The sequence below is a fragment of the Phormidesmis sp. 146-20 genome, from assembly GCF_052939475.1.
The window spans coordinates 21350-39340 of the sequence record NZ_JBJPHT010000021.1 but is presented as its reverse complement, the minus strand read 5'-3'; the positions used below and the strand labels follow the sequence as shown (position 1 = coordinate 39340).

The 17991-nt window shown below is 50.9% G+C and carries 16 protein-coding genes; 9 read left to right on the top strand and 7 right to left on the bottom strand.

The window, feature by feature from the left end:
* The first annotated feature begins 36 nt into the window (after positions 1-36).
* Positions 37-753 carry a hypothetical protein gene (locus tag ACKFKH_RS17545; RefSeq protein ID WP_446859613.1) on the top strand — a complete coding sequence of 239 codons (717 nt, stop codon included), beginning with the start codon at positions 37-39 and terminating at the stop codon, positions 751-753.
* 379 nt (positions 754-1132) lie between these two features.
* Here the strand turns inward: ACKFKH_RS17545 and ACKFKH_RS17540 are convergent, their stop codons facing one another.
* A complete protein-coding gene (locus ACKFKH_RS17540; protein WP_446859612.1) occupies positions 1133-1696 on the bottom strand; it encodes a phycobiliprotein lyase in 564 nt (187 codons plus the stop codon).
* A 117-nt stretch (positions 1697-1813) separates the two neighbouring features.
* Positions 1814-3724 carry a DUF1565 domain-containing protein gene (locus ACKFKH_RS17535; protein WP_446859611.1) on the bottom strand — a complete coding sequence of 637 codons (1911 nt, stop codon included), beginning with the start codon at positions 3722-3724 and terminating at the stop codon, positions 1814-1816.
* A gap of 315 nt (positions 3725-4039) precedes the next feature.
* Between ACKFKH_RS17535 and ACKFKH_RS17530 the strand changes: the two genes are divergently transcribed.
* The 6 genes from ACKFKH_RS17530 (at position 4040) to ACKFKH_RS17505 (ending at position 10068) form a co-directional block, all read left to right on the top strand.
* Positions 4040-5143 carry a thiamine phosphate synthase gene (locus ACKFKH_RS17530; protein WP_446859610.1) on the top strand — a complete coding sequence of 368 codons (1104 nt, stop codon included), beginning with the start codon at positions 4040-4042 and terminating at the stop codon, positions 5141-5143.
* 27 nt (positions 5144-5170) lie between these two features.
* Complete coding sequence (thiS, locus tag ACKFKH_RS17525; RefSeq protein ID WP_446859609.1) at positions 5171-5377, top strand: sulfur carrier protein ThiS; 207 nt, start codon at positions 5171-5173, stop codon at positions 5375-5377.
* 358 nt (positions 5378-5735) lie between these two features.
* Complete coding sequence (locus tag ACKFKH_RS17520; RefSeq protein WP_446859608.1) at positions 5736-6692, top strand: DUF1517 domain-containing protein; 957 nt, start codon at positions 5736-5738, stop codon at positions 6690-6692.
* 95 nt (positions 6693-6787) lie between these two features.
* Positions 6788-7237 (top strand): tetratricopeptide repeat protein, encoded by a 450-nt coding sequence (locus ACKFKH_RS17515; RefSeq protein WP_446859607.1) that lies wholly within the window; start codon positions 6788-6790, stop codon positions 7235-7237.
* Between the two features lie 411 nt (positions 7238-7648).
* On the top strand, positions 7649-9712 hold the full coding sequence (locus ACKFKH_RS17510; RefSeq protein ID WP_446859606.1) for a cation:proton antiporter domain-containing protein: 2064 nt from the start codon (positions 7649-7651) through the stop codon (positions 9710-9712).
* Between the two features lie 176 nt (positions 9713-9888).
* Positions 9889-10068 (top strand): hypothetical protein, encoded by a 180-nt coding sequence (locus ACKFKH_RS17505; RefSeq protein ID WP_446859605.1) that lies wholly within the window; start codon positions 9889-9891, stop codon positions 10066-10068.
* Positions 10069-10185: 117 nt separating this feature from the next.
* On the opposite strand, the gene murI is transcribed toward ACKFKH_RS17505, so the two are convergent.
* From murI to ACKFKH_RS17490, 3 genes are all read right to left on the bottom strand, one after another.
* Positions 10186-11109 (bottom strand): glutamate racemase, encoded by a 924-nt coding sequence (murI, locus tag ACKFKH_RS17500; protein ID WP_446859604.1) that lies wholly within the window; start codon positions 11107-11109, stop codon positions 10186-10188.
* A gap of 31 nt (positions 11110-11140) precedes the next feature.
* Positions 11141-12910: an N-acetylmuramoyl-L-alanine amidase gene (locus tag ACKFKH_RS17495; protein WP_446859603.1), complete on the bottom strand. Its 1770-nt coding sequence runs from the start codon at positions 12908-12910 to the stop codon at positions 11141-11143.
* 684 nt (positions 12911-13594) lie between these two features.
* Positions 13595-15040 carry a cation:proton antiporter gene (locus ACKFKH_RS17490; RefSeq protein ID WP_446859602.1) on the bottom strand — a complete coding sequence of 482 codons (1446 nt, stop codon included), beginning with the start codon at positions 15038-15040 and terminating at the stop codon, positions 13595-13597.
* A gap of 193 nt (positions 15041-15233) precedes the next feature.
* On the opposite strand from ACKFKH_RS17490, the gene ACKFKH_RS17485 reads away from it, so the two are divergent.
* Positions 15234-15925, top strand: a protein-coding gene (locus ACKFKH_RS17485; RefSeq protein WP_446857380.1) for an IS1 family transposase whose coding sequence is annotated in 2 segments (ribosomal slippage) — positions 15234-15558 and positions 15558-15925 — 693 coding nt in all. Because the reading frame shifts where the segments join, the coding sequence is not laid out codon by codon here.
* A gap of 41 nt (positions 15926-15966) precedes the next feature.
* On the opposite strand, the gene ACKFKH_RS17480 is transcribed toward ACKFKH_RS17485, so the two are convergent.
* Together ACKFKH_RS17480 and ACKFKH_RS17475 are read right to left on the bottom strand one after the other, a co-directional pair.
* A complete protein-coding gene (locus ACKFKH_RS17480) occupies positions 15967-16779 on the bottom strand; it encodes a carbon-nitrogen hydrolase family protein (protein ID WP_446859601.1) in 813 nt (270 codons plus the stop codon).
* A 177-nt stretch (positions 16780-16956) separates the two neighbouring features.
* The gene (locus ACKFKH_RS17475; RefSeq protein WP_446859600.1) at positions 16957-17118 is read right to left on the bottom strand and encodes a hypothetical protein; all 162 of its coding nucleotides are present in this window, start codon (positions 17116-17118) and stop codon (positions 16957-16959) included.
* A 379-nt stretch (positions 17119-17497) separates the two neighbouring features.
* Here ACKFKH_RS17475 and ACKFKH_RS17470 point away from each other — a divergent pair, with 379 nt between their 5' ends.
* Complete coding sequence (locus ACKFKH_RS17470; protein ID WP_446859599.1) at positions 17498-17971, top strand: hypothetical protein; 474 nt, start codon at positions 17498-17500, stop codon at positions 17969-17971.
* Positions 17972-17991: the final 20 nt, after the last annotated feature.

Genomic DNA, 17991 nt, shown 5'->3' with positions numbered 1-17991 from the left:
TGTCCTTGCGAGGAAGCCTTTCTGTGATGAGGGTTGATGACACAATTGGTAAAAGGTCTTCCAGATGATAAAACCGCGATCGCCCATGCAGCAGATCTGTTAACACACTACAGTTTTGATCTGGGTTATCAAACCGTCAGCCAGCTTACGCAGCAGTGGCTGAAGGAGTTTCCTGCGGGTTGGGTGCGCTGGGCTGTGATTGAGGCGCTCTATCAAGGACGCTACAAGGCGATTTCGGTCGATCAAATTCTCCAGCTTTGGAAGCGACGCAACAATCCCTGCTATCACTTTAACTATGAGTTTGAGCGGCTAGTTTGCAATAAATTTCCCAAAAATTTGAATGCCACTGCTTCAGAGCGGCGACAGGTTAAGTCGTCTAGCTTTGTGGTCGAAGTGCCGTCGATCGCTGAAAGTTCCACAGGAGTTGAGGAGCCAGAACCTGCCTGGATTGCGCTAGCCGAACAAATCCAATCTGCTCCCGTCGAGGTCAGTCCAGTTACTTTACAAGTCCCGGAGAAGGCAGTTGAGCCGCTTCCAGACATCGCGACCAGTTCTTTAGCCAAGATGGAGGCCCTGATCGATCGCGCCTGCTTTGAGCCAACTGCCGATGAGTTGACTAATGGTAATGTTCAAGCCGATGAGCCGCTAGAAGATCATCAACCTCCAATCCATCAATTTACGCCAACCAATGCGGGGTCTGATTTTTACGCCAAACTAAAAGCCGTGGCTGACCAAAATGGCGACAAAGCGTGAGGGAAAGGGGTTCGTTTGACTTGAACTGGATGAAGTTTTTTCGCTTCGTTGTTCACGGCTTCTGCCCCCCAACCCCCGATTTTAGGGGACTTTCAGAGAGGAATTCTGGTTCAAAGTCCCTCACTTGTGGGGGATTTAGGGGGCGTTCCTGGATCTAAAAGCGAAGCGAAGCGCTCCTCGAACTGACGTTAATTTTGGGAGATTTAGAGGCTGTCCGAATTGATATTTACAGTCAAGATTTCGCCGAATTCTCCTCTTTTTGAGAGAGGGGTTGGGGGATCTCTAAGATCTTGAACTTTGAGCGAGGAGAATTCAAACAATCAAGACTCAACGATCCCCAGCACGACATCACTTTACGATCGACTGATCCCCCCAATTCTCAAGAAGAACTGGCCGCGGTGTCGGTCTCACTTTCTTGAGGTTTTGCGCCACCCATGCGGACTTCGGAGCAGAAAGAAGCCATGCTAAAGCCGCCAAATCGTTTGAGAATGCTGTGACGCAACCGCACATTGGGACTCTCAAACCAGAGCCGCTCTTTGGAGTACATGGTTTCGTACTCTGTGATCAAAACGAGTTCGTCATTGCTGCCCATCTCATAGCGTCCCGCAACAGGTGCTTTTTCGGCGTAGCCCATTTCTCGAAGTAGACTGCCTTCATTGGGCTTTTCGGGGTCTGCGATCGGCACCAACACCGTCGAACCCTCATGCTTTTCTTCGTCCCACTCCATCGTGCCGTCCCAGGTGACGCGGGCCCCACACAGCGCTGTTTCAGGATCGACCTCGTAGAGCGCACAGAGTTGAATCACTGCCGGATCGGTCTTATCGAGCAGTTCGATTTGAAGTTCTGACTTACCGCCTTCTTGTTGCTTAAAAGCCAGATGGTGGCTGGTTCTCAACGAAGACCATTTACCTGCACTCTGGGCAAAAAACTCCACAATATTCATGAATAAGATCCTGTTTTAGCCGTGATTCTAATCACTTTTATTTTAAAGGCAAATGGGTGAGGAGTGAGGTGGAAGAAGTGAGGAGTGAGGAGTGAGGAGAAGAATTGTTTGGGTCGGTTACAGTTGCTCGATCGTTGCTTTGAGACCCTGATTTAACAAGGATTGTAGAAGCTCGTCGGCTTTGGAGCGATCGCCAAAAGCTCCCGCCTGCATTAACGTCCGACCTCTCAGAGAAACGGGGAAGGCATCGGGAACGATCGCTTTGACCTGAGACTGCTGGCTGTCGCTATCAGCTTCTACAACGACTCGAAAGCGTAAATTTGCGGCTGCACTCAAAGAACTGCCCTGCGATCGCTGTCCAGAGTTGCGCCAAATCGGAACAGACGACATGTTGCCCACATTGCCCAGGGGCGCATCTGCACTCGGCACCGGGAGAATGCTTTGACCCGGAGCGACCGCCAGGGTAGACGGCGGATTCACAGCAGGGTTCACATTTGCAGGCGCGGCACTTGATTCGGGGGCAGGAACGGGGATCTCGATCGCGCCGCTCGTCGCTGTTGGACGGCTAAACAACGCAGGTCGCCGTAAAAGGGGCGCTGGAGCCGTCACAGGCGGCGCAATTTGAATCTGAGGAACCGCTTGGGGAGTCGGAGGCGCAACTTGAATCTGGGGAGTCGTCGCCTTGGGAACAGGAAGCCGCCTTAAACTTGTGGCCGCAGGACGCGAAAAAATGGGCGCTTTGGGAGCCTCTGGCGGACTGACTAAACGCGGTACATTCACCGGAGCGGGCACCGGAATCGCAGCGATCGGAGCAACAGGCGGAGGCGCGCTGACTTTGGATGACGGACGCGCCACTTCTTGCCCAAACGGAACCGTAGACGCAACATTTGTCGGCGCAACGGGGATATCTGCCACATTGACCGTTCCTGAAAAATCGAGTTTGCCGTTGGCTTTGGAGGAGAGTTGATTGCCAAAGGCAGCGATCGTTTCACTACTGGTTTTGGCGTTGATATCAAACTGACCGTTGCTGATAAAAGTGTTGTTGCCGGGGTCAGCCGAGGTGCCGAGATTGGGACGAGACTGAGCGATCGCAACGATGCCGTCTCGACTGTTGCTGTCTACCACATTGCCCCGCAAAATCGGTCTGGCCTTGCCCTGGATCACAATGCCGTCTTTGTTTTGTGTGACGCGATTTCCGGTGAGTCGGGGAGCCGCATTTTGGGCGATATTGATGCCAAAGCCTGTTTTCTCAAAAATATTTTCCTGAAGCTCTGGACGCGACGATCCGTAGATCGTGATGCCGTTTGCCCCATTTTGATAGAAATAATTGTTGCGTAAAATAGGAGCGCTGCTGCCGACGACAGAAGCCCCATCATGACCGCTGCCCGTAAACGTGTTGTCAGAAATCACAGGACTCGTCGATTCGACCCATAGCCCATAGCCTTGAGGGTTGGCGTTGGTTACCGTCACTCCGGTCAGCCCGGCTTGATTTGCGCCAACGATCGCCACATTCTGTCGAGCAAAGGTGCGACTGAGAAAAAATCCGCCTCCCTGAATGATGATGCTTTGACCGCGATCGCGTGGCTCTCCTTTAATCGTGGTGCCCGGTTTGAGATAAAGCGGAAAGGTTTCCCCGGTTTTGGCGCTATAGGTTCCCGGAGCCAGCATAATAATGGTGCCCGGTTGCACAACTCGCAGCGCTTGAGTAATTGTTTTAAGGGGTGCCTGTTCGCTACCGCTACCCCTATCATTGCCAGAGGCAGGATTGACAAACAAAACGCTGGTTTGCTGAGAATTTGAGGGGCTTTGAGCAACCGTGACAACGTTAGGAACTTGAGCGACCCCTTGCGGGTAACTCGAAGCGACCCCTTGCGGGTAACTCGAAGAGATCGCTCCCTGCGCCCCAGCAAGCACCAGTCCCGAAACGCACAATGCAGACAGGGTCAACATTCCCCACTCAGGGACAAAATCTTGGGTCAGGCAAACAGTGCTGCAACGGCCAGCGCGACGAGTGGGAATCGGACTCACAATTTTTCTCCTAGACACGGCTTCAGGATGACAGTTGAAAAGTAAAGGTGACGACGATTGTGAGATAGGTTAGATTTCAGTCAGCAAAGCCTCAAACTCAACTCCACGCCGACTACTCCCTCATTCTTCACAAGCTTGAAAAACAATCCTTCAATTTTGTCTATAGATTTGTTGAACGTGACAAACGTTACAAAATTTCACAAATAGAATTGGAAGTTGAGTCAAGCATGAGGTCACAACTGGACAAGGCCACTCAAAAAAAATCTCCCCGCTCTCCTCTGACTGATACGATTGAAAATTAATGGGTTTGTTCCAATGGGCAATACAGACAGCCGCAGCCAGTTTGCACAACCTGCACTTTATCGGATTCTTGATGCTAACCTCGATCGCGCCCGTGAAGGCCTGCGAGTCATCGAAGAATGGTGTCGATTTGGGTTAAATCATTCGCGCCTGACCGAGCAGTGTAAGCATTTGCGGCAAACGTTAGCTCAGTGGCACACCTCCGAACTTCGCGCCGCCCGCAACACCCCCGACGACCCCGGTACTGACCTCACCCACCCCCAAGAAGCGTCCCGAAACAGCATCGAAGATGTCCTACAGGTAAACTTCTGTCGCGTCGAAGAAGCCCTGCGGGTCTTAGAAGAGTATGGCAAGGTCTACAGCAGCGAGATGGCGACGGCGGTTAAACAAGTGCGCTATCACGTCTATACAATCGAAAGCAGCCTGATGTCTTACCAAAAGCATCAACGCCTACGGCAATCCCTGTTGTATCTGGTGACGGCTCCTTCTGACAATTTGTTTGCGATCGTGGAGGCGGCCCTACAAGGTGGGCTGACCCTCGTTCAATATCGCGATAAGCAAGCGGATGATGAGATACGACTGACCACTGCTCAGAAGCTGTGTCAAATCTGTCATGACTATGGGGCGCTGTTTATCGTCAACGATCGTCCTGATATTGCCCTGGCTGTCAATGCTGATGGCGTTCACCTCGGACAGCAAGACATTCCTACTGAGTTAGCGCGTCAACTGTTGGGGCCGCAGAAAATTATCGGACGATCGACGACCAATCCTGATGAATTGCACCGCGCCATTGCAGAAGGAGCCGACTACATTGGGGTCGGGCCAGTATACGAAACGCCGACCAAAGCAGGAAAGGCCGCCGCTGGCTTAGAGTATGTGCGCTACGCTGCTAATCATTCTCCGGTGCCGTGGTTTGCGATCGGCGGTATCGACAGTACCAATATTCACGACGTTCTCTCAGCCGGGGCACAACGAGCTTCTGTCGTTCGGGCCGTGATGCAAGCCGAGCAGCCAACGCTCGCCACCCAATACTTCTTGGCACAGCTAAATCAGAAAAATCGCAAACCGATCGCCCGCAACGGACAAACCAGCGAAGATCCTTGGGACAATGGACAGTAGAAACTACAGAAACATTGTTAGCCGTCCATGTCTATCACGCTTCAAGTCAACGGGGAGCTTCACACCTGTCCTCCTCACACTCCGCTTCCCAGCCTACTCGAACAACTCGGACTCAACCCCCGTCTGATCGCCATTGAATACAACGGTGAAATTCTCCATCGCCAATTTTGGACAGAAACTGAGATAGCAGAGGGCGATCGGCTAGAAGTCGTGACGATCGTTGGGGGAGGGTAGAAGGAGGGATGAGGGATGGTGTCGGTAGAAGCTTTTCTTAATTGAGATTTTCTGCTTTGTCGAGTTTACAACCTTTCAAACTCCTTGCTTCCCCGACATTCAACGCCCAAACCTAAAAACTTTTTCATCCCTCCTCGCGCAGCAGATTACCCTTAAAGGGGGAACAGATCATCGAAGTTCTCGCTCATCCCTCCTTATCTATACGGTTAACTCCCCCTTCCAGGCATTTCCAACCCCAGAGGAAGGCGATAAAGTAGAAAAGTAAGCAGGCTTTAGAACTCTTAACAGAACGCTCAGAAATCTGCGAACCGCTCAACCAGCCTGTCTGCGTTGAAACAAGCTTGATAGGTACAGAGCTATGAACCAAAAAGTCTCTCCGTTGATTAAAAAACTATTGAAACCCCTGATTGCGATCGCCCTCATTCTTACGATCGCGCTAGGTCATGCCGATGGCGCTCTGGCTGCTAGAAGCGGTGGACGAATCGGGGGTGGCTCATTCCGGGCACCCAGCCGAACTTATGCGCCTCCTAGCCGGACTTATGCCCCTCCAGTCGGAGGTGGTTATGGTGGCGGGTATTATCCCGGTGGCGGTGGATTTGGGCTGCCCTTCGTCTATTTGCCCTTCTTGGGTGGTGGCGGTGGCGGGCTGTTTTCGCTGCTGATCTTCTTTGCGATCGCCAGCTTCCTCGTCCGTAGCTTCCGACAAAATCGTGAAGATGCTGATGAGTTGAACTACACCAATCCTGCGGTGTCGATCGCTCGTGTCCAGGTCGGTCTGCTGTCAGAAGCTCGAAATTTACAAACAGATCTCGATCGCATTGCCCAAAAAGCAAACACCGATTCTTCTGAAGGGTTGGCTCAAGTTTTACAAGAAACCACACTTTCGCTGTTGCGTCACCCTGAATACTGGGCCTACGGCGGCGAAGAGTCTCAACAACTTCGGTTAGAAGCGGCCGAAAATCAGTTCAATCGGCTGGCACTGTCTGAACGCAGCAAATTTACAGCCGAAACCCTGTCTAACGTCAACAATCAGCTTAAGCAAAGTAGCGCGTTGACGGTGGCAGAGAAAGGCGCACTGGCAGAACAAGACCCCGGTGAATACATTGTGGTAACGCTGCTGGTTGCGACTCAGGGCAAATTAGAACTTCCCAAAATCAACAGTTCTGAAGATCTGCGAAAGGCATTGAGTCAGTTAGGGAGTGTGTCGAGCGATCGACTAATGGCTCTCGAAGTGCTATGGGCCCCCCAAGCCGAAGGCGATGTCCTGACTCGCGACGATCTGCTCACCGAATATCCTGATCTCAAAATGGTTTAACCTAATGGTCTAACACATAGACCAGAAAACCGATGACGGGCTGAATGTAGACTAACGAAAGGTCTGCGTTTGGCCCGATTCTTTTTTGGCACGTTATGGAAACCGTAAACTTATTGGCTGTGTTGGGCGTTGTGGCGATCGTGGCTGGTTTTGGCATTGGCTCGATGGTCTGGGCGTATGTCGGGTCAGGCAGTCGTCAAGTGCTGTTTTCGGAACCGATCGCGATCGACTTGTCACCTGAGACAGAAGCCTCAAAAGCATTTCAGCAAGGCTGTTTGAACTATCAGTCGGGACGATATCAGGCAGCGATCGACTCCTTCAGTCAAGCCATCCAACTTAACCCAAGGTTTGCCGAAGCCTTTCACAATCGAGGTCTGACCTGGGCAAATTTGCGACGAGATGATGATGCCACGATCAACTTAGTCAAGGCGAGCGAATTGTATTTGGAGCGCGGCGATCGAGCTTCTGTCATCGTCATCAAACAAAACCTGGAAGCCCTAAAAGCCAGAAAACTAGCGAGAGAGAAAGCCAAGCAGAAGGGTTAATCTCACTTTAATTCGATAAAGTTTCTCGCTGCATTGTTCAGCACTTCTGCCCTCCAAGCTGCCAATTCTGAGAGATCAGACTAGGTTTCTGGTGCAAAAGCTTTCTTCTTGTGGAAAATTTTGGATAGATTACCTCAATGAGATTCAGTTCGATGAACGCTTCGCTTCGCTTTTAGATCCAGGAACGCCCCCTAAATCCCCCACGAGTGAGGGACTTTGAACCAGAATTCCTCTCTTAAAGTCCCCCAAAATTGGCAGCTTGGGGAGCAGGAGCCGTGAACAACGAAGCGGAAAAACTCTCATCGAATTCACGTTAATGAGATCCAGTAAATTCACGTCACATTAATCCTGTTTGACAGACTTCGGCTGCCTACGTGGCAGAGACTTTAAGCTTTAGACCTTAGACTTAAAATGCTTCCCTGTCTGAAGTTTAGAGTCCAAAGTCCCATTCAGATCGGCAGCGATCGTAAAGGAGTCTCAATGGCTGGAGAGTTAACGCTCGTTACTGACCTGGTGACAGTACTTGGAGCCGCCACAACTGGAGGATATATTGCTAGTCGCTTGGGACAGCCTGTGTTGTTGGGCTATCTACTCAGCGGCATGTTGGTTGGCCCGACAGGGTTGAAATTGATCACAACAGAAAGTGATATTCAGGTACTTTCGACGGTTGGAGTCGCCCTGCTGCTCTTTGCGTTAGGAGTGGAGTTTTCCTTAAAGGAACTTCTGCGAGTTCGAGCAATCGCTCTCGGTGGAGGAACCCTACAAATCTTGCTGACGATGGCGATCGGGGGAGGCGTTGCCTATCTCACGGGTTGGGTTGATACGATGCCCAAAGCGGTGTTTCTGGGTGCGGTGCTGTCACTCTCTTCGACTGCCGTTGTTCTTAAAAGTTTGATTGAGCGCAATGAGGTGCAGACGGCTCACGGGCAGATCATGCTGGCCATCCTGGTCGTACAAGACCTTGGGCTGGGACTCATGCTCGCCGTTTTGCCTGCCTTAACTCAACCAGGAAACGCGATCGGACTTGCTGTTCTCAGTGCGATCGTCAAAGCCTTGCTATTTATGGGCGGCGCAGTTCTGGCTGGGATTTGGGTGATTCCATTTTTGATCAAACTGCTGGTTCAGACGCGATCGCAGGAGTTATTTCTGTTAGGAATCTTAGTGATCTGCCTGGGAATTGCCCTCCTCACTTCCAGGATTGGGTTGAGTATCGAGATGGGTGCATTTGTCGCAGGATTAATGATTTCTAACGTCGATTATGCTGACCATGCCCTCGATCGCGTTTTGCCAATGCGGGATGTGTTTGCGACTGTTTTCTTTGCGTCGATCGGGCTGCTGATTGATCCAGGCTTTCTCATCGCTAATGTTTGGATTGTGATTGGACTGGTGGCGATCGCAATGGTCGGCAAAGCGGTGGTTGTGACAGCGATCGTGGCGCTATTTCGCTATCCGCTCAAGACTGCCTTGACAGTGGGGCTTGGGATTAATCAAATTGGAGAATTCTCTTTTGTGTTGGCGGGCGTGGCTCAAAGTCAAGGGCTTTTTTCATCAAGGCTCTACGGACTCACCGTTGGCACAACCGCAGTCACGCTACTCATCACGCCCTTTTTGCTCAAGACAACACCCGCCTTGCTGCTTGCATTAGAACGAATTCCAGGCATTGGGGCGAAGATCCGATCGGGTAAGCCCGCGCACATCGTCGGACTTGAGGAAGACCTCAGCGATCACGTTGTCGTAGCGGGATACGGCAGAGTCGGCCAAACGCTCGTGCGGATGCTCTACTTTCAAGGACACAAAATTCTAGTCTTAGACAACAACGAAGCTTCTCTACAAACCCTGCGGGAGCAGGGCATTCCTTATTTATTTGGAGATGCATCCAGTCCGTTAGTGTTAGAAAAAGCCAATTTATCTCGTGCAAAATCGATGGCGATCGCGCTTCCTGACCCAATGGCGACTCGCTTAACCTTGCAGCGGGCCCTCAGCCTTGCACCAGACCTCGATATTACGGTTCGTGCCCATGTCAACGATGAATTTGATGTTCTCTATCAACTCGGCGCTCAAGAAGTCGTGCAACCCGAATTTGAAGCCGCCCTCGAATTAGGTGCACACATGCTGTTGAAGTTAGGAAATTCTGCCTATGCTGTCCAGCAAGTTGTCAACCGCTATCGCTCCGGCCGCTATCGTGACATTTTGCCAGAACGAGCCGAGTATTGGGGCGGCGGTGATTTTGACGCAGCGATCGAAGGTTTAGAAAAGCACTGGTACACGCTACCAACAGACTCGCCCTTAGTCGGACTTAGTTTAGCCAAAGCCAACATCCGCCGCCTCACCGGAGTCACGATCATGGCGATCGAGCGTCACAATCAACTCAACCGCTACCCATTAGGCGAAACGATTTTAGAAGCCAGCGATCGATTTTTAGTCGTAGGAGCCACCGAGGAGCATCGAGCCTTCAAAGCGCTTTTGAAGAAGTGAGATGTGAGGTGTAAGGAGTGAGGTGTGAAAAAAAGTAAAGGGAATTTGATACACATCTCATCCCTCCTCGCGAAGCGGATTACCCCCAAATGGGAACAGATCATCGAAGTTCTCCCTCATCCTCATGTGAGTTCGATGAAATCTTTCACTGCGGTTGTTAATCTAACGTGAATTCGATGAAATCCCTCGCTGTGGCGATCACTCCAGGCCGCCCCCTAAATCCCCCAAGTTTGGGGGACTTTGAGCAAGAAATCTTGTCCGAAAGTCCCCCAGATTTGGGGGGTTGGGGGGCAGAAGCGTTAAATACCGAAGCGAAAAAACTCTATCGAATTCACGTTAATCCAGGCATCCCCTAAATCCCCTACGAGCCGGGGACTTTGAACCAGAATTCTTTTCTTAAAGTCCCCTAGAATTGGCAGTTTGAGAGGCAGAAGCCGTGAACAACGAAGCAAAAAACTCTCATCGAATTCACGTTAAACCTCAGACTTGACCATCGTCTGACGAGTCACTTCTGGCAAACTGATCTGCTCAACGATCGGCGTACAGCCCAACCACTGACGAGAAATTTCCACAAAAGGCTTGGGCGAACCGCTGACGCAAAACTGAGTGGGCATCGCAGGGCGAGTGTGTTTCAGTCCTAATAAATCTAATTCTTGGGCTGCCGCAGCGATGACGTGAACCGCCGGATCAATTAACTGAATCGATCGCGGCAAAATAGCCTTCAACACGGGAGCCAAATGCGGATAGTGGGTGCAGCCATAAATCAGCGTATCGATTTGCTGTTCGAGTAATGGCGCTAGATAGGTTTGAGCAATGTGATAGGTGTAGGGTTCGTCAATCCGATTTTGTTCGATCAAGGGCACAAATTCGGGACAGCCCACTTGCCAAACTTCTGCGGTCGGATCGACTTCTAAAATTGCTTGACGATAAGCATTACTGGCTGCCGTCGCAGGCGTTGCAATCACCCCAATTCGCTTCCCAACTTGAACCGCCGCTCTTGCCCCCGGCAAAATCAAACAAACGATCGGTAAATCTGGAAACTCAGAGCGCACTTGCTCGATCGCCAACGCAGAACTGGTATTGCAAGCCACGATCACTATTTTTACGCCTTTGTGCGTCATCCAGGTGAGAATCTCCCGCACATACTGCACGATTTGACTGGGAGATTTTGTCCCGTAGGGCAACCGCGCCGTATCGCCAAAATAAAGCACCGACTCAAGAGGCAACTGACGGTAAAGCTCTCTCAATACAGTTAAGCCCCCGACACCGCTATCAAAGATGCCAATGGGGGCGTTACTAGAAGGTTTTGGGTCTAAATTAAAATTAGCTGGTCTGCTTGAATTTGAATCTTTGTTTGAATGACCGGACTGTCCCATTGTTGAATTTTGACTCCTCACACACACACTCCTTAATCTATCGCCAAGCAAATTAACGCATGTACTGTAGGATACCGCGAGCGATCGCTTCTGCCATCTGTCTGCGATAACTTGCTGTCGATAATTTAGCAGCATCGTCGCGTCCTGTCACAAATCCGACTTCAACCAGCACCGACGGCATCGAGGTTTTTCTCAACACATAAAATCGAGCCTTGCGAACGCCGCGATCTCGGACACCTGTACCCTGCAACACGCTACTGTGAATCGATTGGGCCAGCCCCAACCCGCTATCAAAGTAGTAGGTTTCGAGTCCGTTGATGTCAGGGCGGCTCATGCTGATCGCGTTGGCGTGAATGCTGACAAATAGAGTGGCGTTAACTCTTTCGGCTAGGGCGACGCGAGGTTCTAGATCAAGATCAATGTCGTTCGATCGCGTCAAAACTGCCTGCACGCCCTGCTGTTCTAAAATCGCGGCGACTTGTCTGCTGATGTCCGTAACGATTTCTTTTTCCTGCAAGCCTCCAATTCCGACGGCTCCCGGATCAGGGCCGCCATGGCCTGGATCGATCACCACAACCCGCCGTCCGTTGGGCACTCGTGGCACCGTTGGAATCGGATTGGTCGCAGGCGGCACAGGAATCGTAGAACCCGGTGAACTGCTCGGAGGTGAAACCGCAAATAGCCCCGATCGCCGTAGTTGTAGGGCAAGCAGTTGCCGACTCGGTTGATTGATATCGCCAATTTGTACCCCGGCCGCTGGAGACAGCAAAATCGCCACCGTACGAGCATCTTCTTGTCTCAGCCGCACCTGTAATAACGGACTGTTGGCAGAAAGGCTCGGCCCGCGCACCGATCGATCCAACTGAGCCGACGGAACGGTGATGCGATAAGAACTAGAAGCCCGATCCCATCCAGCGGTATAGGTGATGGGACGATCAGCCCGAATCAAAAGTTGGCGACTGCCCTCATCCAATTCGACCGCTTGAATGGTAGCCACGCCGCCCTGATTTTGAGCGATGGGTGGCGGATTGTTTGGCGGATTGCTCGGTTGAGGCGTGGAGGCCGTCCCCAACTGGGGCAACAACACTAAGCCATTTGTCCCGCTGGGAGTCGCCTGCCAATCAGCGCTATTGGGCGAAACGGTCAGCGTCAAACGCACCACAGAAGCCTGAAGCTGAGACACCTGAAGCCGACTTGCCCCATTGCGATCGCTGATAAAGTTGCGAGAAGTCAGATTCGGCGAAAGGGCTGACCCGTATAGATCAATAAACATCTGTCGCCGATCGCTGCTTCTGATCGATCGCACTTGTGGAGTGCCCCCCGTCATGCGGATAAAAAACCCATCCGGGGTCGGCTGCACGTTTTGAATAAACGATCGGGTGCTAACACCGGGACTAGAAGAAATAGGCGACTGAGTAGGAACCGTCACAGAATTGTCAGGCGCGCTGGCAGTCCTGTCTACTTGCGGCGTGGGTAACTGGACGCTCCACTGTTGAGGTGTGGCCCCGCGAAATTTGACCTGGCTGGGGTCGATCGTATAGCCCGATGCCATCTCAACGACAATCCGCGTCGTGCCGCGATCAAACTGACCCACCCGCACCGACTTGATCGCCCCACTGTAAGATTCTGTGACGGCGGGGCGACCCAGTATAACCCCTGGTAAATCAATCACCAATCGAGTCGGATTTGCAATCAGTTGGGCCCTGGGCTGCACCCCATTATCAGTTGTAAACTCTAAGCGATTTTGACTCGAATCAAACCGCCAAAACTGTAACCTTGCGGCCTCAGCAGCCGAAGGAAATAGAAATAGAACAAAAGGCAAAAGGTAGAAAAAAAAGTAGAAATTTAGCCTTCCTTTTTTTAGGTTCCTATTTTCTATTTCCTGTTCAAATACGTTGCGTTTCAAAGTCATCGCTCCTTGTTTGCCGCGCATCGCGATCGGGTTAGAAAATCACCACAGTTCCTATGATTAAGCACATTTTCAAGCAGACAAGAAAGGGCCGGGTCAGAAAAAACCTTAACCCCGCCGTTAAATTGAATCACCATCAGACGCAGACTATTAAACATTAGACACTGGACTTTAGACCAACCGCTTGAGGTTTTGGATCATTTCGCAAAGAAGTTCGATAGTAAACATCCAATCAGATCTAAAGCCCAATCTTTTTGACTTCTATTTTGCCGTCGTTGCCTATTTAGTCTTCTCCGATCGTCCCCTCTTTTCTGGAAAATTCTGCTTTATTCAGTAGAATCTTTTGCACCCTTGAATTTGGCAGACGCAGATCTCCGTTCTCAAGTTTCGGAAAGTATTTATAGAATTTTGAGCAGAGTAACCCTTCAGCATGAAATTTTTAAACGCCTGCCAGTTAGTATGACCGCCTATCTATCTCGTTTGTAAACTTAGATTTAGGCTACAGCATTCTAATATAGTTGCCTTCTTTGGAATATATTTTTTCGGCGATCGCCTGTCCGTATCTTTACGCAAGCGATCGCCGACTAGTTTCACATATCAGGACTGTGGACGATCACCCACCGCGTCTTCGATCAGCCCTTCAACCGCCGAAACTTCGCCCGTCAAGCCTTCTGAAGACGCTTCTTTAGAAAACACGACGCGCAGCAGGGGAGGTGCAATAAATGTGGTGAAAATCACCATGACCACGATCGCCGCCTGCAATGACTCCGACAACACGCCGCTAGTCGCCCCAATCGCCGCAAACACTAGCCCCACTTCGCCTCGCGGAATCATCCCCACGCCGATCGCCAGTTTGTTTAAGTCTGGCTGACCCCACAGCGTAAAGCCCGTCACGACCTTGCCTGCGATCGCCACGATGATGAGAAAGGTCGCCATGATCAAGCCTTCCCGATTGCTGGCGACAAACGGATTCAAGACGCTCACATCCGTGCGGGCACCGACGACAACAAAGAAGATTGGCACCAACATATCGGCGATCGGCTCGATCTGTTCTCTCAGTTCTTTACGCTTCTCGGTATCGGCTAAGATTAGCCCCGCCGCAAATGCGCCCAAAATCGCCTCAAGCTGAATCACGACTGCAATGTAAGACAGCAAAAACGCAAAAACCAGGGAGACAATCAGCAACTGTCCACGAGTCCTCAATCCGTTGACCAGCGAGATCAAAAACGGATTGAGCAACAGTCCCAGCCAGAGACTCCCGACCAAAAAGACTGCTGCACTGATAATCAGATAGACAATGTTGCCTACCTGCACTTCGCCTGTTTTAGCTAATCCTGCAACCACCGCCAGCACAATGATCCCTAGCACATCGTCTAAGACAGCCGCCCCAACAATGATTTGACCTTCTTTAGAACTGAGCCGCTGAAGCTCGGACAAGACTCTCGCTGTAATGCCAATGCTGGTCGCCGTCAGAGCCGCCCCCGCAAAAATCGCTGGAACTGCTGGAACCGCAAAAATCGTCATCAATCCCGCTGTCCCCATCGCAAACGGCAGCGCCACCCCAACGCAGGCCACGATCGCCGCCTGTGGGCCCACTCTCAGCAATTCTTTGAGATCTGACTCTAGCCCAATCTCAAACAGCAAAATCACAACGCCAATCTCTGCCAACACCGAAATTACTTCACTCTGGGCAGCAAAGGTAGCATTTAACTCAGCAGGACTGACGTGAGCCGACATCTGAAGCATTTGCATGATCAGAGATCCACTCGCGTCGCTTCCTCCGGTTGAAAACACTAAAAGATGGAGGGCAGAAACCCCGATCGCGACTCCTCCGACCAACTCTCCCAACACCGGAGGCAGATCAATGCGGGCGCAAATTTCTCCCCCAAGTTTGCTGGCTAGATAGACAGCGACCAAACTCAACAGCACGCCTGCCAGCACGAGAGAAGGATTTTCAGTCTCGGCGGCAGTCGCCAAAATCGGAGGGATGACAAAAACAGAATCGTAAATAGAAGCCGTTATCCAGGCGAAGGGATCGATCATGGTTCACTCAAAATCGTCCCTTCCAATGGTACAAGCTTCTTTACATTGTGGAGTGAGGAGTGAGGACTGAGGACTGAGGACTGAGGACTGAGGACTGAGGACTGAGGACTGAGTGAGACAAGTCAAAACCCATTCAGAACTCATTCAAAAGTCCGGCGTTGCATAATGGAGGGATGAATGAGGGTATTGTACTATGCAGTGTCGATACTGTGGGTCTACTGAGGTTCGCCAGAACGGGAAACGACGAGGCAAGCAAAATCATATCTGTCGCGCCTGCGGTCGCCAATTTATTGAAGGCTATGACCCACCCAAAGGCTACAGCGAGGAAACCAAGCAGGACTGCTTGATGCGTTACGTCAACGGCATGGGATTTCGCGCGATTGAGCGCTGTACTGGCGTGCATCACACAACGGTGATTTATTGGGTCAAGCAACTCGGACAGCAACTGCCGGATGCCCCACAGGAGTCGGAGATTCCAGAGGTGGGAGAACTCGACGAACTAGAAACCTTTGTCGGGTCAAAAAAAACAAAATTTGGATCTGGACAGCCGTGAACCATTTCCGGGCGGGCATTCTCGCTTGGGTGGTGGGAGATCACAGCGCAGAGACGTTCAAACCCTTGTGGCAGATTGTCTGTTGCTGGCATTGCTACTTCTATGTCACCGATGGCTGGAAGGTTTATCCCGGTTTTATTGAGGAAGGCGACCACCTTGTGAGCAAGACGTATATGACGAGAGTCGAAGGCGAGAATACCCGATTACGTCACTACTTAGCTCGATTGCATCGCAAGACCTTGTGTTACTCCAAGTCGGTCGAAATGCTAAAGCATTCGCTGCGATTGCTCCTCCATTACCTAAAGTATTGGTCAATACCCGTACTCACTTGATTCATCCCTTTGTTCAGCAACGCCCAAAAGTCCTTACTGCTTTAGACAAAGACTCGGTGTTGGAGAGAGGGCATTTGGCGGCGGACTTGTTCGAGACGGGCGGGTTCGATCGCCGCGATCGCTACTCCTGGTGTGTCGCCTGCATCTGCCAAAATCACGCCCCAGGGGTCAACAATCATGGCGTGACCGTGGGATTGACGCAGCGTATTGTGTCGTCCGGTTTGAGCGGGGGCAATCACATAACAGGTATTCTCGATCGCTCTCGCCTGTAGCAAAACCTGCCAATGATCTTTGCCCGTGTGTGCCGTAAACGCTGCGGGGACAAACAACACCTCTGCTCCCATCTGTGATAGTTGACGATATATTTCTGGAAACCGCACGTCATAGCAGACTGACAGCCCCAGGTTGCCTAGTTCTTTGGTCGGGTAGACGGGCGGCATTCTCAAGCCAGCAACGACCATCGACGATTCGCGGTACGTGTTGCCGTCGGGCAAATTGACATCAAAAAGATGTACTTTTTCATAGCGAGCAATTTCCTGACCATTGGGGGCGACCAGCAAGGCGGTGTTGTAGACTTTACCGTTGCCAACCGGGACAGGGTAACCGCCGCCCAAAATCGTGACTTGAAAACGCTGCGCCATTGTTTTGAGAAACTTTTCGCTCTCTTGAGCAATTTCCTCAGACTGGGCTAGTTTTGCCTGCTCGTCTCCCAAAAAAGAAAAGTTTTCTGGCAACCCAACCAGTTCCGCTCCTCGACGCACCGCGAGATCGATTAGTTCTTCTGCCTGCGCCAGATTCTTGTGTAAATCGGGCAGACTATTCATTTGAATTGCAGCAGCCAGGTAAGACTTCATGGGTTTAGCTCAAAATAGCGGGTAGGTAGAAAAAGCATTTTAAATCTTGAGCCGTCCCCTAATTGCAAGAAAATTTTGCAGATGTTATCTAACAAAAGCATCAGGCGATCGAGACTCTCGACCTATTCATACTTTAAAGCCACAGAAAACCCATTGATCCCTGCTTTTTGTTTTGAGTTAAGCGTCTCCTTTGACCAACGTCCGGATTAGCTGCCAACCTGTCCAGCCGATCGCTGAAACCAACACTACCAGCATCACCAGAGACAGCGCTGAAAAAGGAGCAATCAGCATCATCAGCAGCAGCCCCAAGAGTAAAATCATCACGATCGAATTGTTCACAACGAGCGTCTCCCAAATTAGAATCAGGCTCAGTCTAATCAAGAGAGCTAACTCAATGCCTCTAGCGATAGCAGCATTTCTGTCGCATAATTGTTGTGAATATATGAAGAAACTTTTTGATTTATAGTCTTTTGCAAATCTTCTGAAATCACTGAATCTTCTCAATGCGTTTGGGCTAGTGAGAATCGCAAAATCAGAAAGCGATCGCCTTCTTTTTGACCAGATTGAACCATAAAAGTTTGCGCTATGATAGCGAAGCTATTCCCTTGGATAGAACCCTTTGATGGTAGGAATCTTTAGCCATCTAGCGCAGCCTCACACAAGGGAATCAACGCTCAATCATCCATCCCTTTTGGAACGCAACCCCGGTGAGAACCCTATGGAAGAGTGGCAAAAAGATTTTTCTGAACTGTTAGAAACGATCGCGGATCACATCGAAGGCTTCTTTGTTGAAGTGTCGAGAGAAGTGACAGAAGTGGTCAACGTGTTTGTAGAGCTTTCTGACGAGCTTTCGGCACAGGCACAAAATACCTTTACAGATGAGATTGACCAATACATTAATGAGCTAGTCAACCCCGTCTTAGAAGCCTATTTTGGGTTTGAAGGCATGGTCGGAGAAGCTGCCCAACCGATGATGCAAACTGTAGAACCGCTGCTCAACCAACACCCCATCTGTGTCGGCTGTCGTCACTATCATGGGCAAGCCTACAACGGCAACGTGCTAGTCTGCGGAATGCACCCCTACGGCGTGGGAGAAGGACTAGACATCTGCCCTGATAAAGAATTGACCCGCTGGAAGTCACCCTACCTCAATTCAGAAGGTCAGTTTCTATTTAGAGAAGACGATTGGTAATAGGCGAGGTGTGAAGCCTG